The organism is Gammaproteobacteria bacterium (genome assembly GCA_035279405.1).
GTDB lineage: Bacteria > Pseudomonadota > Gammaproteobacteria > Natronospirales > REEB76 > REEB76.
Window position 1 is genome coordinate 246,954 of record DATEHU010000026.1, and the last position, 16,984, is coordinate 263,937.

Annotated in this window: 19 protein-coding genes and 1 tRNA gene; 11 read left to right on the forward strand and 9 right to left on the reverse strand. The window is 62.4% G+C overall.

Going from position 1 to position 16,984, the window contains the following annotated elements; translation table 11 throughout:
• The first annotated feature begins 32 nt into the window (after positions 1-32).
• Genes ald through serS form a run of 6 tightly spaced genes read left to right on the forward strand, consistent with a single transcriptional unit; the run spans position 33 to position 7,187 of the window.
• Complete coding sequence (gene ald / locus VJR90_04645) at positions 33-1,088, forward strand: alanine dehydrogenase (protein HKV96766.1); 1,056 nt, start codon at positions 33-35, stop codon at positions 1,086-1,088.
• A gap of 52 nt (positions 1,089-1,140) precedes the next feature.
• A complete protein-coding gene (locus tag VJR90_04650) occupies positions 1,141-3,486 on the forward strand; it encodes a DNA translocase FtsK 4TM domain-containing protein (GenBank protein HKV96767.1) in 2,346 nt (781 codons plus the stop codon).
• 41 nt (positions 3,487-3,527) lie between these two features.
• The gene (gene lolA / locus VJR90_04655) at positions 3,528-4,196 is read left to right on the forward strand and encodes an outer membrane lipoprotein chaperone LolA (protein HKV96768.1); all 669 of its coding nucleotides are present in this window, start codon (positions 3,528-3,530) and stop codon (positions 4,194-4,196) included.
• Positions 4,197-4,211: 15 nt separating this feature from the next.
• Positions 4,212-4,619: a VanZ family protein gene (locus tag VJR90_04660; GenBank protein ID HKV96769.1), complete on the forward strand. Its 408-nt coding sequence runs from the start codon at positions 4,212-4,214 to the stop codon at positions 4,617-4,619.
• A complete protein-coding gene (locus VJR90_04665; GenBank protein HKV96770.1) occupies positions 4,588-5,916 on the forward strand; it encodes a replication-associated recombination protein A in 1,329 nt (442 codons plus the stop codon). The genes VJR90_04660 and VJR90_04665 overlap by 32 nt, the downstream gene beginning before the upstream one ends.
• The gene (gene serS, locus VJR90_04670) at positions 5,916-7,187 is read left to right on the forward strand and encodes a serine--tRNA ligase (GenBank protein HKV96771.1); all 1,272 of its coding nucleotides are present in this window, start codon (positions 5,916-5,918) and stop codon (positions 7,185-7,187) included. The genes VJR90_04665 and serS overlap by 1 nt, the downstream gene beginning before the upstream one ends.
• On the opposite strand, the gene rnk is transcribed toward serS, so the two are convergent.
• On the reverse strand, positions 7,180-7,584 hold the full coding sequence (gene rnk, locus VJR90_04675) for a nucleoside diphosphate kinase regulator (protein ID HKV96772.1): 405 nt from the start codon (positions 7,582-7,584) through the stop codon (positions 7,180-7,182). The genes serS and rnk overlap by 8 nt on opposite strands.
• A gap of 144 nt (positions 7,585-7,728) precedes the next feature.
• Here rnk and VJR90_04680 point away from each other — a divergent pair.
• From VJR90_04680 to VJR90_04690, 3 genes are all read left to right on the forward strand, one after another.
• Positions 7,729-7,816 (forward strand) — tRNA-Ser (locus VJR90_04680).
• 205 nt (positions 7,817-8,021) lie between these two features.
• On the forward strand, positions 8,022-9,050 hold the full coding sequence (locus VJR90_04685) for a glycosyltransferase family 9 protein (GenBank protein ID HKV96773.1): 1,029 nt from the start codon (positions 8,022-8,024) through the stop codon (positions 9,048-9,050).
• Positions 9,051-9,111: 61 nt separating this feature from the next.
• A complete protein-coding gene (locus VJR90_04690; GenBank protein ID HKV96774.1) occupies positions 9,112-9,360 on the forward strand; it encodes a hypothetical protein in 249 nt (82 codons plus the stop codon).
• 50 nt (positions 9,361-9,410) lie between these two features.
• Here VJR90_04690 and VJR90_04695 read toward each other — a convergent pair whose 3' ends face one another.
• From VJR90_04695 to VJR90_04730, 8 genes are all read right to left on the reverse strand, one after another.
• Complete coding sequence (locus VJR90_04695) at positions 9,411-9,731, reverse strand: non-heme iron oxygenase ferredoxin subunit (protein HKV96775.1); 321 nt, start codon at positions 9,729-9,731, stop codon at positions 9,411-9,413.
• A 19-nt stretch (positions 9,732-9,750) separates the two neighbouring features.
• Positions 9,751-10,296 carry a putative Fe-S cluster assembly protein SufT gene (gene sufT / locus VJR90_04700; protein ID HKV96776.1) on the reverse strand — a complete coding sequence of 182 codons (546 nt, stop codon included), beginning with the start codon at positions 10,294-10,296 and terminating at the stop codon, positions 9,751-9,753.
• Between the two features lie 2 nt (positions 10,297-10,298).
• On the reverse strand, positions 10,299-10,757 hold the full coding sequence (locus tag VJR90_04705; protein HKV96777.1) for an SUF system NifU family Fe-S cluster assembly protein: 459 nt from the start codon (positions 10,755-10,757) through the stop codon (positions 10,299-10,301).
• Entirely contained in the window at positions 10,757-12,022 is a 1,266-nt protein-coding gene (locus VJR90_04710; protein HKV96778.1) for a cysteine desulfurase, read from the reverse strand. The genes VJR90_04705 and VJR90_04710 overlap by 1 nt, the downstream gene beginning before the upstream one ends.
• Positions 12,019-13,347 (reverse strand): Fe-S cluster assembly protein SufD, encoded by a 1,329-nt coding sequence (gene sufD, locus VJR90_04715; protein ID HKV96779.1) that lies wholly within the window; start codon positions 13,345-13,347, stop codon positions 12,019-12,021. Before sufD ends, VJR90_04710 begins: the two co-directional genes overlap by 4 nt.
• Positions 13,344-14,096, reverse strand: coding sequence for a Fe-S cluster assembly ATPase SufC (sufC, locus tag VJR90_04720; protein HKV96780.1), 753 nt, complete (start codon positions 14,094-14,096; stop codon positions 13,344-13,346). Before sufC ends, sufD begins: the two co-directional genes overlap by 4 nt.
• Positions 14,097-14,201: 105 nt before the next feature.
• Entirely contained in the window at positions 14,202-15,656 is a 1,455-nt protein-coding gene (gene sufB, locus VJR90_04725; protein HKV96781.1) for a Fe-S cluster assembly protein SufB, read from the reverse strand.
• Positions 15,657-15,669: 13 nt separating this feature from the next.
• Complete coding sequence (locus VJR90_04730) at positions 15,670-16,137, reverse strand: SUF system Fe-S cluster assembly regulator (GenBank protein HKV96782.1); 468 nt, start codon at positions 16,135-16,137, stop codon at positions 15,670-15,672.
• Positions 16,138-16,222: 85 nt separating this feature from the next.
• On the opposite strand from VJR90_04730, the gene VJR90_04735 reads away from it, so the two are divergent.
• A complete protein-coding gene (locus tag VJR90_04735) occupies positions 16,223-16,612 on the forward strand; it encodes a SirB2 family protein (protein HKV96783.1) in 390 nt (129 codons plus the stop codon).
• 14 nt (positions 16,613-16,626) lie between these two features.
• Positions 16,627-16,932, forward strand: a complete 306-nt coding sequence (locus tag VJR90_04740) for a DUF962 domain-containing protein (GenBank protein ID HKV96784.1) — start codon at positions 16,627-16,629, stop codon at positions 16,930-16,932.
• Positions 16,933-16,984: the final 52 nt, after the last annotated feature.

The window sequence follows — 16,984 nt, forward strand, 5'->3', positions numbered from 1 at the left end:
TCGAATTTTGACTGCAAGCTAAAGGAGCCATCATGCGCATCGGTATTCCCCGTGAATTGAAACCACTGGAGGGCCGGGTCGGACTGATCCCCGCCGCGGCGGCCGAACTGGTTCGCCATGGCCATCAGGTATGCATCGAGAAGGATGCCGGCATCAAGAGCGGGTACCGCGATGAGCAATACCGCGCCGTGGGCGTGGAGGTGCTGCCCGGCGCCGCCGACGTGTACGCCAAGGCGGAAATGATCGTCAAGGTCAAGGAACCCATTGCGCCGGACCTGAAGCTGCTGCGCAAGGAGCACCTGCTGTTCTGCTATCTGCACCTCGCGGCGCTTCCCCAGCTTACCGAGGCACTCAAGAAGATCGGTCTGACTGCAGTGGCGTTTGAAACCGTCGAAGTGGATGGGCACACGCCATTGCTCGCTCCCATGAGCGATATCGCAGGCCGGCTTGCGATTCAGGTTGGTACGCATCTGCTGCATCAGCCGCAGGGCGGCAAGGGCATATTGCTCGGCGGCGTACCGGCCGCGAAGCGTGGGCACGTCGTGGTTGTGGGCGCGGGTGTGGCGGGCGGTGCCGCGGCCGCCGTGGCGGCCGGCTTGGGCGCCGAAGTCACGGTGTTCGACATTTCCCGCGAGCGCATGGAGCGCATGCGCGCTCTGGGCGCGAACGTGACCGCGCTGTATGCGCACAAGGCGGATATTGCCGAGGCCGTGAAGGCGGCCGATATCGTGGTGGGTGCCGTGCTGGTGACCGGTGCCAAGGCGCCGCACGTGGTTTCGGCCGACATGGTCAAGGCCATGCAGCCCGGCAGCGTAGTTGCGGATATCTCCGTGGACCAGGGCGGCTGCGTGGAAAGCACCCGTCCCACCACCTGGGACAAGCCGACCTACGTGTGGGAGGGTGTGATCCACTTCACGGTGACCAATATGCCGGGGGCGGTGCCACGCACCTCGTCGCAGGCGCTGTCAGCGGCCATCACGCCGTATGCGCTTACACTGGCCGCCGGCAATTGGCGCGACTCGGACGCCCTGCGCAAGGGCATCAATGTCGAGGGCGGCAGGGTAGTTCACCCCGCATTGCTGACTTGATTGAATTTCTTTGTAAACTGCCGGTTACATTTTCTTAACATCAGGACGAAACGTGGCGCAGGCGACGCGCAAGGCCAACACCCGCTCACCCCTCGCCATCCATCTGGTCCAGGGCCTCAAGGAGGCTTTGCTGTGGGTGTTGCTCGCCATTGCGGTGCTGCTGTTCGTCTGCCTGCTGACCTACAGCCCGCAGGATCCCAGCCCGTTCTTTAGCGGGGAGGGTGGCCGGGTACACAATGCCATCGGTCCGGTGGGTGCATGGCTCGCGGCCGCGCTGTATTTCCTCATCGGCTATCCCGCCTATCTGGTTCCCGTGCTGCTCGCCTGGGCGGGCTGGATGGTGTTCCGCAACCGCAAATCCGGCCAACCGGCAAACAAGCTGCAGGTGTCGCTGCGCATTGGCGGGCTGGTTCTCGCGCTGCTAACCGCCGCCGGGCTGGCCTCGCTCAACTGGCACATTGCACCCCACAGACTGCCGGCGGACGCGGGCGGCATATTCGGCGATGTCATCGGCAAGGGCATGGCGCACGGCCTGAGCGATCTGGGTGCGACGCTGCTGCTGCTCGCATTGTTCCTGAGCTCGGTGACGGTGTTTACCGGCTTGTCGTGGATTGCGCTCATGGATCGCATCGGCCGTTTCTGCCTGCTGGCCGCCGAGCGTACGCGCAATCGCTGGGGTTGGCTGCGTGAAGCCATCCAAGCGCGCCGCAGCCGCGAGCAGCAAATCGAAATCGTGCGCCTGCACCAGGAAGACGTGCAGAACCGGCCCAAGCCGCGCATCGAGCCGGTGCTGAAAACCGTGGAGCCGAGCCCGCGCGTGGAGCGCGAGCGCCAGGTACCACTGTTTGAGCCGGTTTCCGATGCCAAGCTTCCGCCGCTGGCCTTGCTCGACGATCCACCGTCGAAAGTGGCCGGCTACTCGGAAGCCGCGCTGGAAGCCATGTCGCGCACCGTGGAGTTGAAGCTCAAGGATTTCGGCGTGGAAGTGCAGGTGGTCGCGGTGAATCCCGGCCCGGTGGTCACGCGCTTCGAGTTGCAGCCGGCGCCGGGCGTGAAGGTCAGCCAGATTTCCAATCTCGCCAAGGACCTGGCGCGCGGGCTTTCCGCCATCAGCGTGCGCGTGGTGGAGGTGATCCCGGGAAAATCCGTGATCGGGCTGGAAATTCCCAACGAAGTGCGCGAACTGGTGACGCTCGGTGAAATCCTCAAGTCGCGCGAATACGACGAGTCGCGCTCGCCGCTGACGCTGGCGCTTGGCAAGGACATCAGCGGCAACCCGGTGGTGGCGGACCTCGAACGCATGCCGCACCTGCTGATTGCCGGCACCACCGGCTCGGGCAAGTCCGTCGCCTTGAATGCCATGACGCTGAGCTTGCTGTACAAGGCCACGCCCGAGCACACGCGCTTCATCATGATCGACCCCAAGATGCTGGAGCTTTCGGTGTATGCAGGCATTCCGCACCTGCTGGCACCGGTCGTGACCGACATGAAAGAGGCCGCCAACGCCCTGCGCTGGTGCGTGGTGGAAATGGAGCGCCGTTACCGGCTCATGGCATCGGTAAGCGTGCGCAATCTCGCGAGCTACAACCGCAAGGTCAAGGACGCGGCCGATGCCGGCCGGCCGATTCGCGATCCGTTGCTCACGCCCGAAGCACTCAACGAACTGGACGATGCCGACATCCCGACACTTACACCGCTGCCCAGCATCGTGGTGGTGGTGGACGAGCTGGCCGACATGATGCTGGTGGTCGGCAAGAAAGTCGAAGAGCTGATTACGCGACTCGCGCAGAAGGCGCGCGCCTCCGGGATACACCTGATCCTCGCCACCCAGCGGCCGTCGGTGGATGTGATTACCGGCCTCATCAAGGCCAACATTCCGGCGCGTATCGCCTTCCAGGTATCGGCACGCGTGGATTCGCGCACCATCCTCGATCAGCAGGGTGCGGAATCGCTGCTTGGCCACGGCGACATGCTGTTCTTGTTGCCCGGCACCTCGGTACCGATGCGCGTGCACGGCGCGTTCGTGAGCGACCAGGAAGTCCACAAGGTGGTGGATTACCTGCGCAAGGGTTTGAAAGGCAATGCCCCAAATTATTTGGAGGAAATCCTGCAGGCACCGGCCGAATCCCTGCCGGGAATACCCGGACTGGGCGACGTCGGCGGTGAAGGCGGCGATGCCGAGTCCGATCCGCTCTACGATCAGGCGGTACGCATCGTGACCGAATCGCGCCGCGCCTCGATCTCGGGCGTGCAGCGGCGCCTGAGGATCGGTTACAACCGCGCGGCGCGCATGATCGAGCAGATGGAAGTCGCGGGCATCGTCGGGCCGCTGCAATCCAACGGCATGCGTGAAGTGCTGGTGGCGCCGCCGCCGGGTATAGAGGAAGGTGAGGGGTGAGGCGTGAGGCGTGAGGCGTTAAGAGTGAGGACCAAGATAGCATGTTGGAGAAGATGGTGCACATCATGACCTTCAAGCAAGCGGCCTTGTTGTTTCTTGTCTGCCTGCCTTCGGCGGCGTTGGCGGCGCCATCCGGCGACGCGGTGGCGCGCATGCAGGCGTTCCTGAGCCGGGTGCACAGCTTGAAAGCCGATTTTACCCAGGTGGTGCTGGACGCCAATCTGCAAACCATCAAGCAATCCTCGGGAACGCTGATCCTCAAGCGACCCAACCGTTTCCGTTGGGACTATGCCGCGCCCAACCGGGAAATCATCGACGCCGACGGCACGCGCGTGTGGATGTACGACGTGGAGCTGCAACAGGTGACGGTCAAACCGCTCACCGGTACGCTGGCCGCGAGTCCGGCGGTGTTGCTTGCCGGCTCCAACGACGTGCAGCGGAACTTCATCGTCAAGAACCTGGGCGTGGAAAACGGCCTCGAGTGGGTGGGCGTGACGCCCAAGATCAAGGACACCGATTTCGACAGTGTAAAGCTCGGCTTCCGCGGCAATCTGGTCGCGGTCATGGAACTGAAGGACGCGCTCGGCAACCTCACGCGCATCACCTTCAGTCACGTGCAGGTCAATCCCGCGTTACCCGACAGTCTGTTCAAGTTCACGCCGCCACCCGGCGCCGATGTGATCGGTGATGCCGGCAAGCCCGGCAGCTGAACCGCGGTTTACAACATGCACCGTCTCTGGATTTACCGCGGCTGGCTGGGAGCGGGCTGGCTGCTGGTGATCTTCGTCATCTGGATCACGCTTACGCCCAAACCGCCCGATGAATTGCAGCTCATCCCGCATCTGGACAAAATCGGTCATTTCCTGGCTTACGCTTTGTTGGCGGCATGGTTCAGCGCCGTGTTGCCCGGGCGGCGCTGGTTGACCGGCCTGACGCTTGCGTTCATCGCCATGGGCGGGATTCTGGAAATCCTGCAGGGATACACGGGCCGTGACCCGAGCTGGTTTGACTGGTTGATAGACATCGGCGGAGCCCTGCTGGGAGCGGGGCTGCCGCGCATTTGGCTCGGCAGTGTATATGCATGGATCGGCGGACGTGAACATGATCTTGTCCGAAAGCCAACCGCTGGCTGACCGCATGCGGCCGCGCAGCGCGGCCGAATTCGCCGGTCAGGAACATTTGCTCGGGCCAGGCAAGCCGTTGACGCGCGCTCTGGAAAGCGGGCATCTACATTCCATGATCTTCTGGGGGCCGCCGGGTACCGGCAAGACCACGCTGGCGCGCATGCTCGCGCAAGCCAGTCACGCGGATTTCATTGCGCTCTCTGCCGTCATGGCCGGAGTCAAGGACGTGCGTCAGGCGGTGGAGCGCGCGCAGGCGCGCCGCCGCGAAGCAGGCGTTGCCACCGTGCTGTTTCTGGACGAAGTGCACCGCTTCAACAAGAATCAGCAGGATGCGTTCCTGCCGTTCGTCGAGGACGGTACGCTGACTTTTATCGGCGCGACTACTGAGAATCCCTCGTTCGAACTCAACAACGCGCTGCTGTCGCGTGCCCGCGTTTACATCCTCAAGCCGCTGACCGTGGCCGACATCCGCCATGTCATTGACAATGCGCTGGCTGACAAGGAACGCGGGCTGGGCGCGCGGCCGCTGGAACTGGCCTTTCCCCTGCGCGATGAGCTTGCGGTTGCCGCCGATGGCGACGCCCGCCGCGCGCTCAATTTTCTGGAGCTCGCGGCCGATCTGGCCGAGCCGGCGCACGGCCGCGAAGTCATCGGCGAACAAACCGTGCATGAGGTGATCTCCGGCGGCCTGCGTCGCTTCGACAAGCACGGCGAGCTGTTCTATGACCAGATTTCCGCGCTGCACAAGTCGGTGCGTGGTTCGGCACCGGACGCCGCGCTCTACTGGCTGGCGCGCATGCTGGACGGCGGCTGTGATCCCCTGTACATCGCGCGGCGCGTGGTGCGCATGGCTTCCGAGGACATTGGCAATGCCGATCCACGCGCGCTGGCCCTGGCGCTGGATGCTTGGGACGTACAGGAACGGCTGGGTTCACCGGAAGGCGAGCTGGCCATTGCTCAGGCCGTCGTGTATCTCGCCTGCGCACCCAAGAGCAATGCCGTATACACCGCGTTCGACGCCGCCATGAGCGATGCGAGGCAATACGGCACGCTGGAAGTGCCTCTGGCGCTGCGCAATGCGCCGACGCGGCTGATGAAGGGACTGGGCTATGGACGCGAGTACCGCTATGCGCACGACGAGCCGGATGCGTATGCAGCGGGAGAGAGCTATTTCCCTGAGGCAATGCCGGCCAAAACCTATTATCATCCAGTGGCGCGTGGCCTCGAAATGAAGATCGCGGAGAAGCTCGCCGAGCTGCGCCAACGCGACGCGGCGGCCATTAAAAACACCAGCAAACCAAAATAATGCTCGACCCGAAATTGCTCCGCACCGAACCCGAAGCCGCAGCGCGCAATCTGGCGCGCCGCGGATTTGCGTTGGATACCGCGGCCTATGCACGGCTGGAAGCGCGGCGCAAGGAATTGCAGACGCGCATGGAGCAGTTGCGCAGCGAGCGCAACAGCCGCTCGAAAGAAATCGGCGTGGCCAAGAGCAAAGGCCACGATGCTGCGCCACTGCTGGCCCAAGTCGCAGATCTGGGTGACAAGCTCAAGACTGCGGAGCAGGATTTCAGTACCGTGGAGTCGGAGCTGAGGGCGTTTCAGCTCAACCTGCCAAATCTTTTGCATGCCAGCGTGCGGGAGGGCCGCGACGATACCGCCAACACGGAAGTCCGCCGCTGGGGCCAGCCGCGCAAATTCGATTTCACGGTGCGCGACCACGTGGACCTGGGCGCGACCGGTGGGCGCATGGATTTCGAGAGTGCTGCCAAGCTCTCCGGTGCGCGCTTCGTGGTACTCAGGGGTACGCTCGCGAAACTTCAGCGCGCGCTGACTCAGTTCATGCTCGATCTGCACACGCGCGAGCATGGCTATGAAGAGGTGTATGTGCCGTATCTCGTGACTGGCACGGCGCTCACCGGCACCGGTCAGTTGCCAAAATTCGAGCAGGACCTGTTTGGCGTGCAGGGCGAGCAGCACTATTTCCTGGTGCCTACTGCAGAGGTGCCGGTCACCAATCTGGCGCGGGATGAAATTCTGGAAGCCAACAGCTTGCCGCGCCGCTATGTGGCGCACACGCCGTGTTTCCGCGCCGAAGCAGGCGCGGCCGGCAAGGATACGCGTGGCATGATTCGCCAGCACCAATTCGAGAAAGTGGAACTGGTGCAACTCGTGAAGCCGCAGGATTCATGGCAGGCGCTGGAAGAACTCACCGGCCACGCGGAAACGATTTTGCAGAAGCTGGAACTGCCGTACCGCGTGGTGGCGCTGTGCGGCGGTGACATCGGGTTCGCGGCCGCCAAAACTTATGATCTTGAAGTCTGGCTGCCGAGCCAGAACCGCTACCGCGAGATTTCCTCGTGCAGCAACTGCACGGATTTTCAGGCGCGACGCATGCAGGCGCGTTGGCGCAATCCCGAAACCGGCAAACCGGAATTGCTGCACACCCTCAACGGCTCGGGCGTGGCGGTCGGTCGTGCGCTGATTGCGGTCATGGAAAATTATCAGGAGCAGGACGGCAGCATCCGGATCCCCGATATCCTGCGGCCCTACATGCACGGAGTCGAAGTCATTTAGCCGCGGTTTCCGGCTGGTGCAGGACTTGCAGCACTTTCAGGCGGATCTTGCGTCCGCCCGGCACCTGCCATTCTATGGTTTGCCCCACCGACATCCCGATGAGCGCGCTACCAGCCGGTGCCGTGATTGAAACCTTGCTGCCGGAGCCGTCCATATCCTTCGGGTACACGAGTGTGAGTTGGTGTGCGGTGCCCGCGCTTTCGTCCTCGAAGCGCACCGTCGAATTCATGGTCACCACGTTCGCGGGAATCTTGTCGGCGGGTACCACTTGCGCCCGGTGCAGTTCCTGCCACAGCGCTTCAATGCCCTCCAGCTTGCGCACCTCCGGCGAATCGAGCAGGTCTTCCAGAGCGTCAAAGTCAGCTTCGGTTACATAAATTTGTGGTGCCTTATTCATCGACGATCTCCGCTTCGGACAGGAATGGAAAGCGACGGCTCTCTCCGCCGCCAGCGCGCTACCAAGTAATAAGCCTTTGGATGGCCAATTTCAAGCGAATTATGGCCGCGCTGCGGCGCTTCCGTTATGCTTGCACTCAGCTATGGAGGGGTGGCCGAGTGGTTTAAGGCACCGGTCTTGAAAACCGGCAATGGGCAACCGTTCGTGGGTTCGAATCCCACCCCCTCCGCCACAGCATTTGAACAGCATCAATGGGCTCCATGTGAACGACGGTGGAACTACTGACAAGGATTCGAACCCACGAAGGAATCAATCAGCCCGGTTCGACAAAATCGCCGGGAGCGATTTTGAACGCCGCAAGGTGGCGGCCCCGAAGGGGCGGAGGGCAGGATGCCCGGAGTAATCCCACCCCCTCCGCCAATATAAATCCATATCGCGTGAAAACTTCACAGCGCATCCTCGTCATCCGTAACGACAAGCTCGGCGATTTCATGCTTGCCTGGCCGGCGTTGGCACTGCTGCGCGCGAGTTTGCCGCAGGCGCACATCACCGTGCTGGTGCCGGCCTACACTGCGCCGTTGGCGGAGATTTGTCCGTTTGTCGATGCAGCCTTGATTGACCCGAAGCTGCATGGCGATTTGCGCAACGCACGAGCCTTGGGAAAGTTGCTGACAGCAAGCGGCTTTGACGCGGTCATTACGCTGTTCTCGCGCTTCGATACCGGCTTGGCGGCCTGGCGAGCAGGCATACGGTGGCGGCTTGCTCCCGCTACCAAGCTTGCGCAGGTGTTTTACAACCATCGGTTGAAACAACACCGCTCGCAGTCCCTCAAACCGGAATTTGAATACAACCTGGATCTGGTGAAGTTTTTCCTGAATGAACAGGGCTGCCCGCAGGCACCATTACCGCCACCGCCATATTTGCAGTTTGATGCCGCACTGATCCAGCCACTGGAACGCAATTTCAAGCGCACCCATGCGGTGCCGGGTGGTGCGCGGTTGGTGTTCGTGCACGCCGGTCACGGCGGTTCGGCCAACAATCTGTCGGTTGAGCAATATGCGCAGTTGATACGCAGCCTGAAATCAGCGGGCGGCCAACATGTGGTGCTGACGGCCGGGCCGGATGAGGAAGCCAAAGCCCAGGGGCTTTCCGCGCTGCTCGATGGATTACCCCACACGGTCTACGTTTCGCGTGAAGGCTTGGTGGATTTCGCCAAGCACCTGCAATTCTGTGATTTATTCATCAGCGGCTCGACCGGGCCTTTGCATGTTGCCGCCGCGCTGAATTGCCGTACTGCGGCGTTCTTTCCGCGCCGGCGCTCGTCCACGGCACTGCGCTGGCAAACGATCAACGCACCGGAACGACGCCTGGCATTTGCGCCGCCCGCAGGCAGCGCGGAGAATGACATGCGCGCGATTGACGCGTGCGCCGCCGCGGCGGAAATCAGCCGCAAGTTCCTCGCTTGATATGAGTCTGAAGAGCCGCTATCGCCTCATGCGCATACGCAGCCGAACAGGCGGTGGAAGCGTGCGCCGGCTGGCGTCCATGGTGTTGCTGATGGCCGTTGCCGCATTGGTAATGGTCACCGGGCTGGTTGTAGTCGTTGCGCTGTTTTTTGCAGCGGCGGTGGTCGTGTCGGTCCTTTTTATCTGGAGTCGGCTGCGCCGGGTGGATTCGCGCCGCCGGAAGAGAACCGGACGCCACGCTGGAGTCACCCTCGAGGGCGAATACACAATCGAAAGCCCGGATTCGGACCGGCACGATTCCAAGCGGTGAATCAACTTACGCCGCCGGCGCGCAGGCCCGGCGCACCAGTGCAGGCCCACTCAATCCCAGCGATCGTCCTTGACCTGCACCATGCCTTCATGCACGCGCACCGGAAAAGTCGCCACCGGTTCATAAGCGGGCGGGGCGAGCACCTCTCCGGTGAGAATGTCGAACTGGGCGCCGTGGCGCGGGCAGGTAATCACCTTGCCCTCGACGGTGCCGCCGGTGAGGATGCCGCCGTCGTGGGTGCAGACATCTTCGATGGCATGGAACGCGCCGTCCACGTTGAAGACGGCGATCAGCACGTCATTGATGTCTATGGTTTTGTGTTGGCCCGGCGGGATTTCTTCCACCGAGCCGACGTTCACCCATTCGGCCATGGTTAAACTCCGGTGTTCGTCAATACATGCCAAGCTGCAGCTTGGCTTCGTCCGACATCATGCCGCGGTTCCAGGGCGGATCAAACACGATCTCGACATGCGCCTGTTTCACGGACGGCACGGACTCGAGTTTCTCCTTGACGTCGCGTGACAGCACTTCGCCCATGCCGCAGCCGGGCGCGGTGAGCGTCATTTTAACGTCCACGCGCTTGCCGCCCTCCGGCAGATCGTTGAGCTTGCATTCGTACACCAGCCCCAGGTCCACCACGTTGATGGGTATCTCGGGGTCGTAGCAGGTCTTCATCTGCTCCCAGACGAGCTTCTCCACGTCACTTTCGCTGTGGTTTGCGGGCAGCGTGGGCTGCTCGGGCGGATCGAGGCCGAGCGCATCGGCATCCTCGCCGGCAACGCGGAACAGGTTGCCCTCGACGTACACGGTGAAGCTCCCGCCCAGCGATTGCGTGACGTTCAGAATGATGCCTTCGGGCAGGATCACCTCGTTGCCCGAGGGCACCATGCGTGCCTTGCAGGCGCGTCGCAGCGGGATGGGCGTGCGATCGTACATGGCTATTCGGTGGACACTTCGGCGGGCCGCGCTTGGGCGGGGGGCCGCAATGCGGCATTCAAGGCGTGCCAGCACAGGCTCGCGCACTTCACACGCGATGGATATTCGCTTACGCCGGAGAGCGCAGCGAGATTGCCCAGTGCTTCCAGATCAAGGTTCTGGCCGTCTCCGGTAAGCAGCGCGCGCATCCGGCCAAAGAGCTGTTCGGCTTCCCGAATAGTCTTGCCCTTGACGTTCTGGCTCATCAACGAGGCCGAGGCAACCGAGATCGCACAGCCGGAGCCTTCGAAGCTCACATCGCTGATGCGGTCACCGTCCAGCTTGAGATACAGCATGAGCTTGTCGCCGCACAGCGGGTTGAAGCCTTCCTGGGTGCGCGTGGCGTCGGGCAGCTTGCGGAAATTGCGCGGACTGCGGTTGTGATCCACGATCACGTCCTGATAAAGCTCCCTGAGGTCCATCAGCGGAACACCTCACGCACTTTGCCGAGCGCCGCGACCAGCGCATTGATGTCCTCGCGAGTGTTGTAAAAGGCCAGCGAGGCGCGCGCGGTGGCGGGGATGCCGAAGCGCTCCATTACGGGCATGGCGCAGTGGTGGCCGGTACGGATCGCCACGCCCTCCTGGTCCACGATGGTGCCGATGTCATGCGGGTGGATGCCGTCCATGACGAAGGACAGCACGCCGACCTTGGTCGGCGCCGTGCCCACGAGTTTGAGGCCGTGGACGCGCCGCAGGTGCTCGCTGCCGTAGTCCAGCAGTTCCTGATCGTGGCGCGCAATGCGCTCCATGCCGATGTTCTGCAGATAATCCACGGCCGCGCCCAGGCCGATGGCGCCGGCAATGTGGGGCGTGCCGGCTTCGAATTTGTGCGGCAGCTCGTTCCAGGTACTTCCCGAAAAGCGCACCGTGCGGATCATGTCGCCGCCGCCCTGCCACGGGGGCATCTCCTCCAGCAGCGGCTGTTTTCCGTACAGCACGCCGATGCCGGTGGGACCGAACATCTTGTGGGAGGAAAAAGCATAGAAATCGCAATCCAGTTCCTGCACGTCCACGGGCAAGTGCGGCACGGCTTGCGCGCCGTCGAGCACCACGAGTGCGTGGTGACGATGCGCGAGCGCCGTCATCTCCCGTACCGGGTTGACGGTGCCAAGTGCGTTGGAGACGTGCGCAAGCGCGACCAGCCGTGTGCGCGGGCTGAACAGATGCTCGTAGGCGCCCGGGACCAGGGTTCCCTCATCGGTAATCGGAATCACTTTGATATCCAGGCGCAACTGTTCCGCCAGCAGTTGCCAGGGCACGATGTTGGAGTGGTGCTCCATGTGCGACACGATGATTTCATCGCCCGCGCGCAAGTGGCTGCGGCCGTAGCTCTGGGCCACCAAGTTGAGCGATTCCGTGGTGCCGCGCGTAAATATGATGTCACGCACCGAGGCCGCGTGGATGAAGGCGCGAACCTTTTCGCGTGCCGCTTCGTATTGCACTGTGGCAAGTTCACTGAGCGCGTGCACACCGCGGTGCACGTTGGCGTTGGTCTCGCGGTAATAACGTGCGACCGCGTCTATGACGCTTTGCGGCTTTTGCGCGGTGGCGGCACTGTCGAGATACACCAGTGGCTTGCCGTGCACGCTCTGCTGCAGAATCGGGAAATCCCTGCGCCAGCGGAGCGGATCAAGGCCCGTGGTTGTCTGGCGGGGGGCGGCGCGCGGAGTGCGGACCGTGCTCATGCGCATTCTTCGGCTGCCTGAGGCAGCGCAGTGGCGAGTTGCGCCTGCGCAAAGCTGCGCAGTGCGGGTGGGGCGATGCGCTCAGCGACCACGCGGGCGAATGCGCCGGTCAGCATTTCGCGCGCGGTTACGAGGTCCAGTCCGCGCGAGCGCAGGTAGAATAGCGCCTGCTCATCCAGTTGCCCTATGGTGGCGCCGTGACTGCATTTCACGTCGTCGGCGTAAATCTCGAGTTCCGGCTTGGTGTCGATCTCGCCGTTGCGCGTCAACAGGAGATTGTTGTTGGTCTGGGTGGCGTCGGTCTTGACGGCCGCTTCGGCCACGACCACCTTGCCGTTGAATACCGCGTGGCCGCGGTCGCTGATGATGCCGCGGTACAGCTCATCGCTGGCGGTGTGCGCCGCCAGGTGATCAATGCGCGTGTGATTGTCCACGTGCCGGCGCCGGTTTGCGAGATACAGGCCGCTCATGTGCACCGACGCTCCGGGGGCTTCCAGGCGCACGCGCAGGTCGTTGCGCACCCATTGGCCGCCCAGATTGTAGATCTGCGAGACCAGGCGGCTGTTCTCCTGTTGTGACACGTACACGCGGCTGACGTGAAAGTCATCCGGCGCTTCACGCTGCACCGCGAGATAGTCGAGCTGCGCTCCGGGACCGAGCATGATCTGCGTGCAGCTGTTGGCGAAATTGGCGGCACCGGTCAGGCCAAAATGACTTTCGACGAGGGTCAGGCGCGCGTTCTCGCCGAGCGCGAGGATCACGCGCGGATGGCTGGCGCAAGGCTTGGCAAGCGGCGTGGAGAGGAATATCAATTGCAGCGCAGCGGGAACTTGTGTGCCTGCGGATACCTCAATCAGGGTGCCATGGGCGAGAAACGCCGTGTTCAGCGCCGTGAACGGATCGTTGTCCCAGAGCGCCTGGGGTAGAAGCAGGTCGCGAATGCGCGTGTCCCGCTCCCGCAGCGCGACGTCCAGGGACGTGATCCGCAATCCTTCGACATCCGGCGCCCCGGCGTTGAGTGCGGGTGCCGGCACGCCATTCACGAACACCAGTCGCGTCGCACTGGCCTGGGGCAGCACCACCGGCGCGAGTGACTCTGGCTGTACGTTCACTGGCTGCGTGGCCGCCGGACTGAAGCGCAGTTTCTGCAGCGCGCGCGTATTGCTGTACTTCCAGTCCTCGTGTCGCTCCGGTGGGAAGCCGCGTTCGGCAAACTGCGCAAACGCGTTGCGGCGCAGCGCTGCCAACCAGTCCGGTGCCGGTCGGCCTTGCAGCGCCTCGAAGCTGTCGGCATACGCCTGCACGGGTTCGGCCACGGCGTTCATGCAACGGCCTCGGCCGTCACCCACTCGTAACCGCGCTGTTCAAGTTCGCTGGCGAGGGTCTTGTCGCCGGATTTGACGATGCGGCCGTTGGCCAGCACGTGCACATAGTCGGGCACCACGTAATCGAGCAGGCGCTGATAGTGAGTGACCAGCAGCATGGCGTGCTCGGGGCTGCGCAAGGCATTGATGCCCTGTGCCACGACCTTGAGCGCATCGATGTCCAGCCCGGAATCCGTTTCGTCGAGCAGTGCCAGCCTGGGCTCGAGCACCAGCATCTGCAGAATCTCGTTGCGCTTCTTTTCGCCGCCGGAGAACCCTTCGTTGACCGCCCGGTTCAGGAACGCCGCATCAATATCCACCAGTTTCATCTTGGCCTTGACCAGCGACAGGAACTTCACTGCGTCCACTTGTTCCTCGCCGCGGTGTTTGCGGATGGAGTTGTAGGCGGTCTTTAAAAGGTAAACGTTGTTGACGCCCGGGATTTCCACCGGATATTGCAGCGCCAGGAATACACCTTCACGCGCGCGCATTTCCGGGTCCAGTGCGAGCAGGTCCTTGCCCTGGTAACTGACGCTGCCCGCAGTAACGGTATAACCGTCGCGCCCGGCGAGAATGTTCGCGAGCGTGCTCTTGCCGGAGCCGTTGGGGCCCATGATTGCATGCACTTCACCGGCCTTCACCTCGAGGTCTATGCCCTTGAGGATTTCCTTGTCTGCGACCTGGGCATGTAAATTCTTTATGACCAGCATGTTTCAACCTTGCTTACGTTAACCGTCCCTGGTGTACTAACCGGCCATGACTTCCAGAGCATGGCGTTCGCGGGGGCGAAGCACAGTGCCTCGCCTGATTCCCGCTCACCCCACCGCGCCTTCCAGCGAGACCGCGAGCAGGCCCTGGGCCTCCACCGCGAATTCCATCGGTAATTCCTTGAACACGTCCTTGCAGAAACCGCTTACCACCATGTTCACCGCATCCTCGGCGGAAATGCCGCGGCTGCGGCAGTAGAACAACTGGTCGTCGTCAATCTTCGAGGTGGTGGCTTCGTGCTCCACCTTGGCGGTGGGATTCCTGACCTCCATGTACGGAAAAGTGTGCGCACCACAGCGGTTGCTGAGCAGCAAGGCGTCGCACTGGGTGAAATTGCGCGCGTTGTCGGCGCCGCCCAGCACTTTCACCAACCCGCGGTAACTGTTCTGCGAACGACCGGCGGAAATACCCTTGGACACGATGGTGCTGCGGGTGTTCTTGCCGATATGCAACATCTTGGTGCCGGTATCGGCCTGCTGGAAGTTGTTGGTGACCGCGACCGAGTAAAACTCGCCGATCGAGTTATCGCCGCGCAGGATCACGCTCGGATACTTCCAGGTGATGGCCGATCCGGTCTCCACCTGGGTCCAGGCGATGTGTGAATTGGCGCCGCGGCATTCGCCGCGTTTGGTGACGAAATTGTAGATGCCGCCTTGGCCGTTGGCGTCGCCCGGATACCAGTTCTGCACCGTGGAATACTTGATGTGCGCGCCTTCGAGTGCGATCAATTCCACCACCGCGGCGTGCAGCTGGTTGTTGTCGCGCATCGGCGCGGTGCAGCCTTCGAGATAGCTCACGTAGGCGCCGTCTTCCGCGATGATGAGCGTGCGCTCGAACTGGCCGGTGTTGGCGGCATTCATGCGGAAATAGGTGGACAGCTCCATGGGGCAGCGCACTCCCTTGGGCACGAACACGAACGAGCCGTCGCTGAATACCGCGGAGTTGAGGCTGGCGAAGAAGTTGTCGGAATAGGGCACCACCGAACCGAGATACTGTTCCACCAGCTGCGGGTGATGCTGCACGGCATGCGAGAACGAGCAGAAAATGATGCCAACCTCCGCCAGCTTCTTGCGGAAAGTGGTAGCGACCGAAACCGAATCAAACACCGCGTCCACGGCCACGCCCGCCAACTTGGCGCGCTCGTGCAGCGGCACGCCCAGTTTCTCGTAGGTTTCCAGCAGCTTGGGATCCACGTCCGCAAGGCTTTTCGGACCCTCTTCTTTTTTTTGCGTCTTGGGCGCCGAGTAATAGGAGATCGCCTGATAGTCAATCGGCGCATGCTGGACGTGCGCCCACTGCGGCTCACGCATACTGATCCAGTGACGGTAGGCCTTGAGGCGCCACGCGAGCATGAATTCCGGCTCGGCTTTTTTGGCCGAGATCAGCCGGATCACGTCCTCGTTCAGGCCGGGCGGCACCGTATCGGCTTCGATGTCGGTGACGAAGCCGTGGCGGTACTCGCTGCGCATCAGCTTTTCCAGGTCAGTTGCGCGTTTGGCCATGCGCTTGCCTCGTTCAGGTGCGGGAGTGGCGCGCGTGCGTGAGTAGCGCGCCAAAATCCATGTGCAGCGGTACCGCGGCGGTCGGCCGCGCGAGCTGCGCCAGCGTTACGGTACGCAGCGCTTCGCGGATCGCCATGCTGATGCGCTGCCAGTTGTGACCGACGCCGCATACCGCTTCCAGGTTGCAGCGGTCGTGCCCGAGGCTGCACTGCGTGATGGCGACCCGGCCTTCGACGGCGTCGATGATCTCCACCGCGGTAATGCGCTCCGGCGCGCGCGCCAGGCTGTATCCGCCGCGTGCGCCGCGCTGCGAGGTCACCAGGCCGGCGCGCGTGAAACACTTGAGCAATTTGCTCACCGTGGGCACGGTCAGGTGCGTTCCGGCGGCCACGTCGGAGGCGGCAAACACGGCTTCCGGCTTGAGCGCCATGTGCGCCAGCACCACGGTGCCGTAATCGGTCAGTTTGCTTACACGCAGCATCGGCCTTGGACTCGTAAACGATATGGGACTATTCTAGTCCTGTAAGCAGCAATAACCAAATTCAACCCTCCCATGGAGACCCTGCGTGTTTTATGAAGTCCGGCTGGCCCACATGATTTTCGCGGGCGGCAGCATTGTGCTATTCGTGTTGCGCGGCGGGTTTACCGTGCAGGGCGCCCGGCCGCTGCCTCAGCGCATCTGGAAGGTGCTGCCCCACATCGTGGACAGCCTGCTGCTCGCCATGGGCATCTGGCTTGCGGTGATGCTCAGGCTCAATCCCTTCCACGTCACCTGGCTGGGCGTGAAGATCCTGTGCGTGATCGGCTACATCGTGCTCGGCGTGTTGGCGTTTCGTCTGCAGCGGCCACGCTGGCTGCGGTTTACCCTGTTCGCCGCTGCCATCCTGCTGTTCGCGTTTATCGTGAGCATTGCGATTTTCCGGGATGCACGCGGTATATTTGTGCTTATGGCTTGACCCAGGAGCGCGCCATGGCACAGGAATTCGCCGACTTCCGCACGTTTTACGGGTTCTATCTGAGCGAGCATCGCAATCGCAGCAACCGGCGGTTGCATTTCATCGGCAGCTGGCTAGTTCTGCTTACCTTGATCGGCGTGTTGGTCAGTCAATGGTGGTGGGGTTTCATATTGATGCCGGTTTTCGGCTATGGCTTTGCCTGGGTCGGGCACTTCTTCTTCGAAAAGAATCGTCCTGCCACTTTCAAGTATCCATTGCGCAGCCTCGCGGGCGATTGGGTAATGTTCCGCGACATTTTGTTGCGCCGCATTCCGTTCTAGACTGATTCTCAAACTTCGCTTACTTAAGTAAAATACCCGCCCTCCGATAACA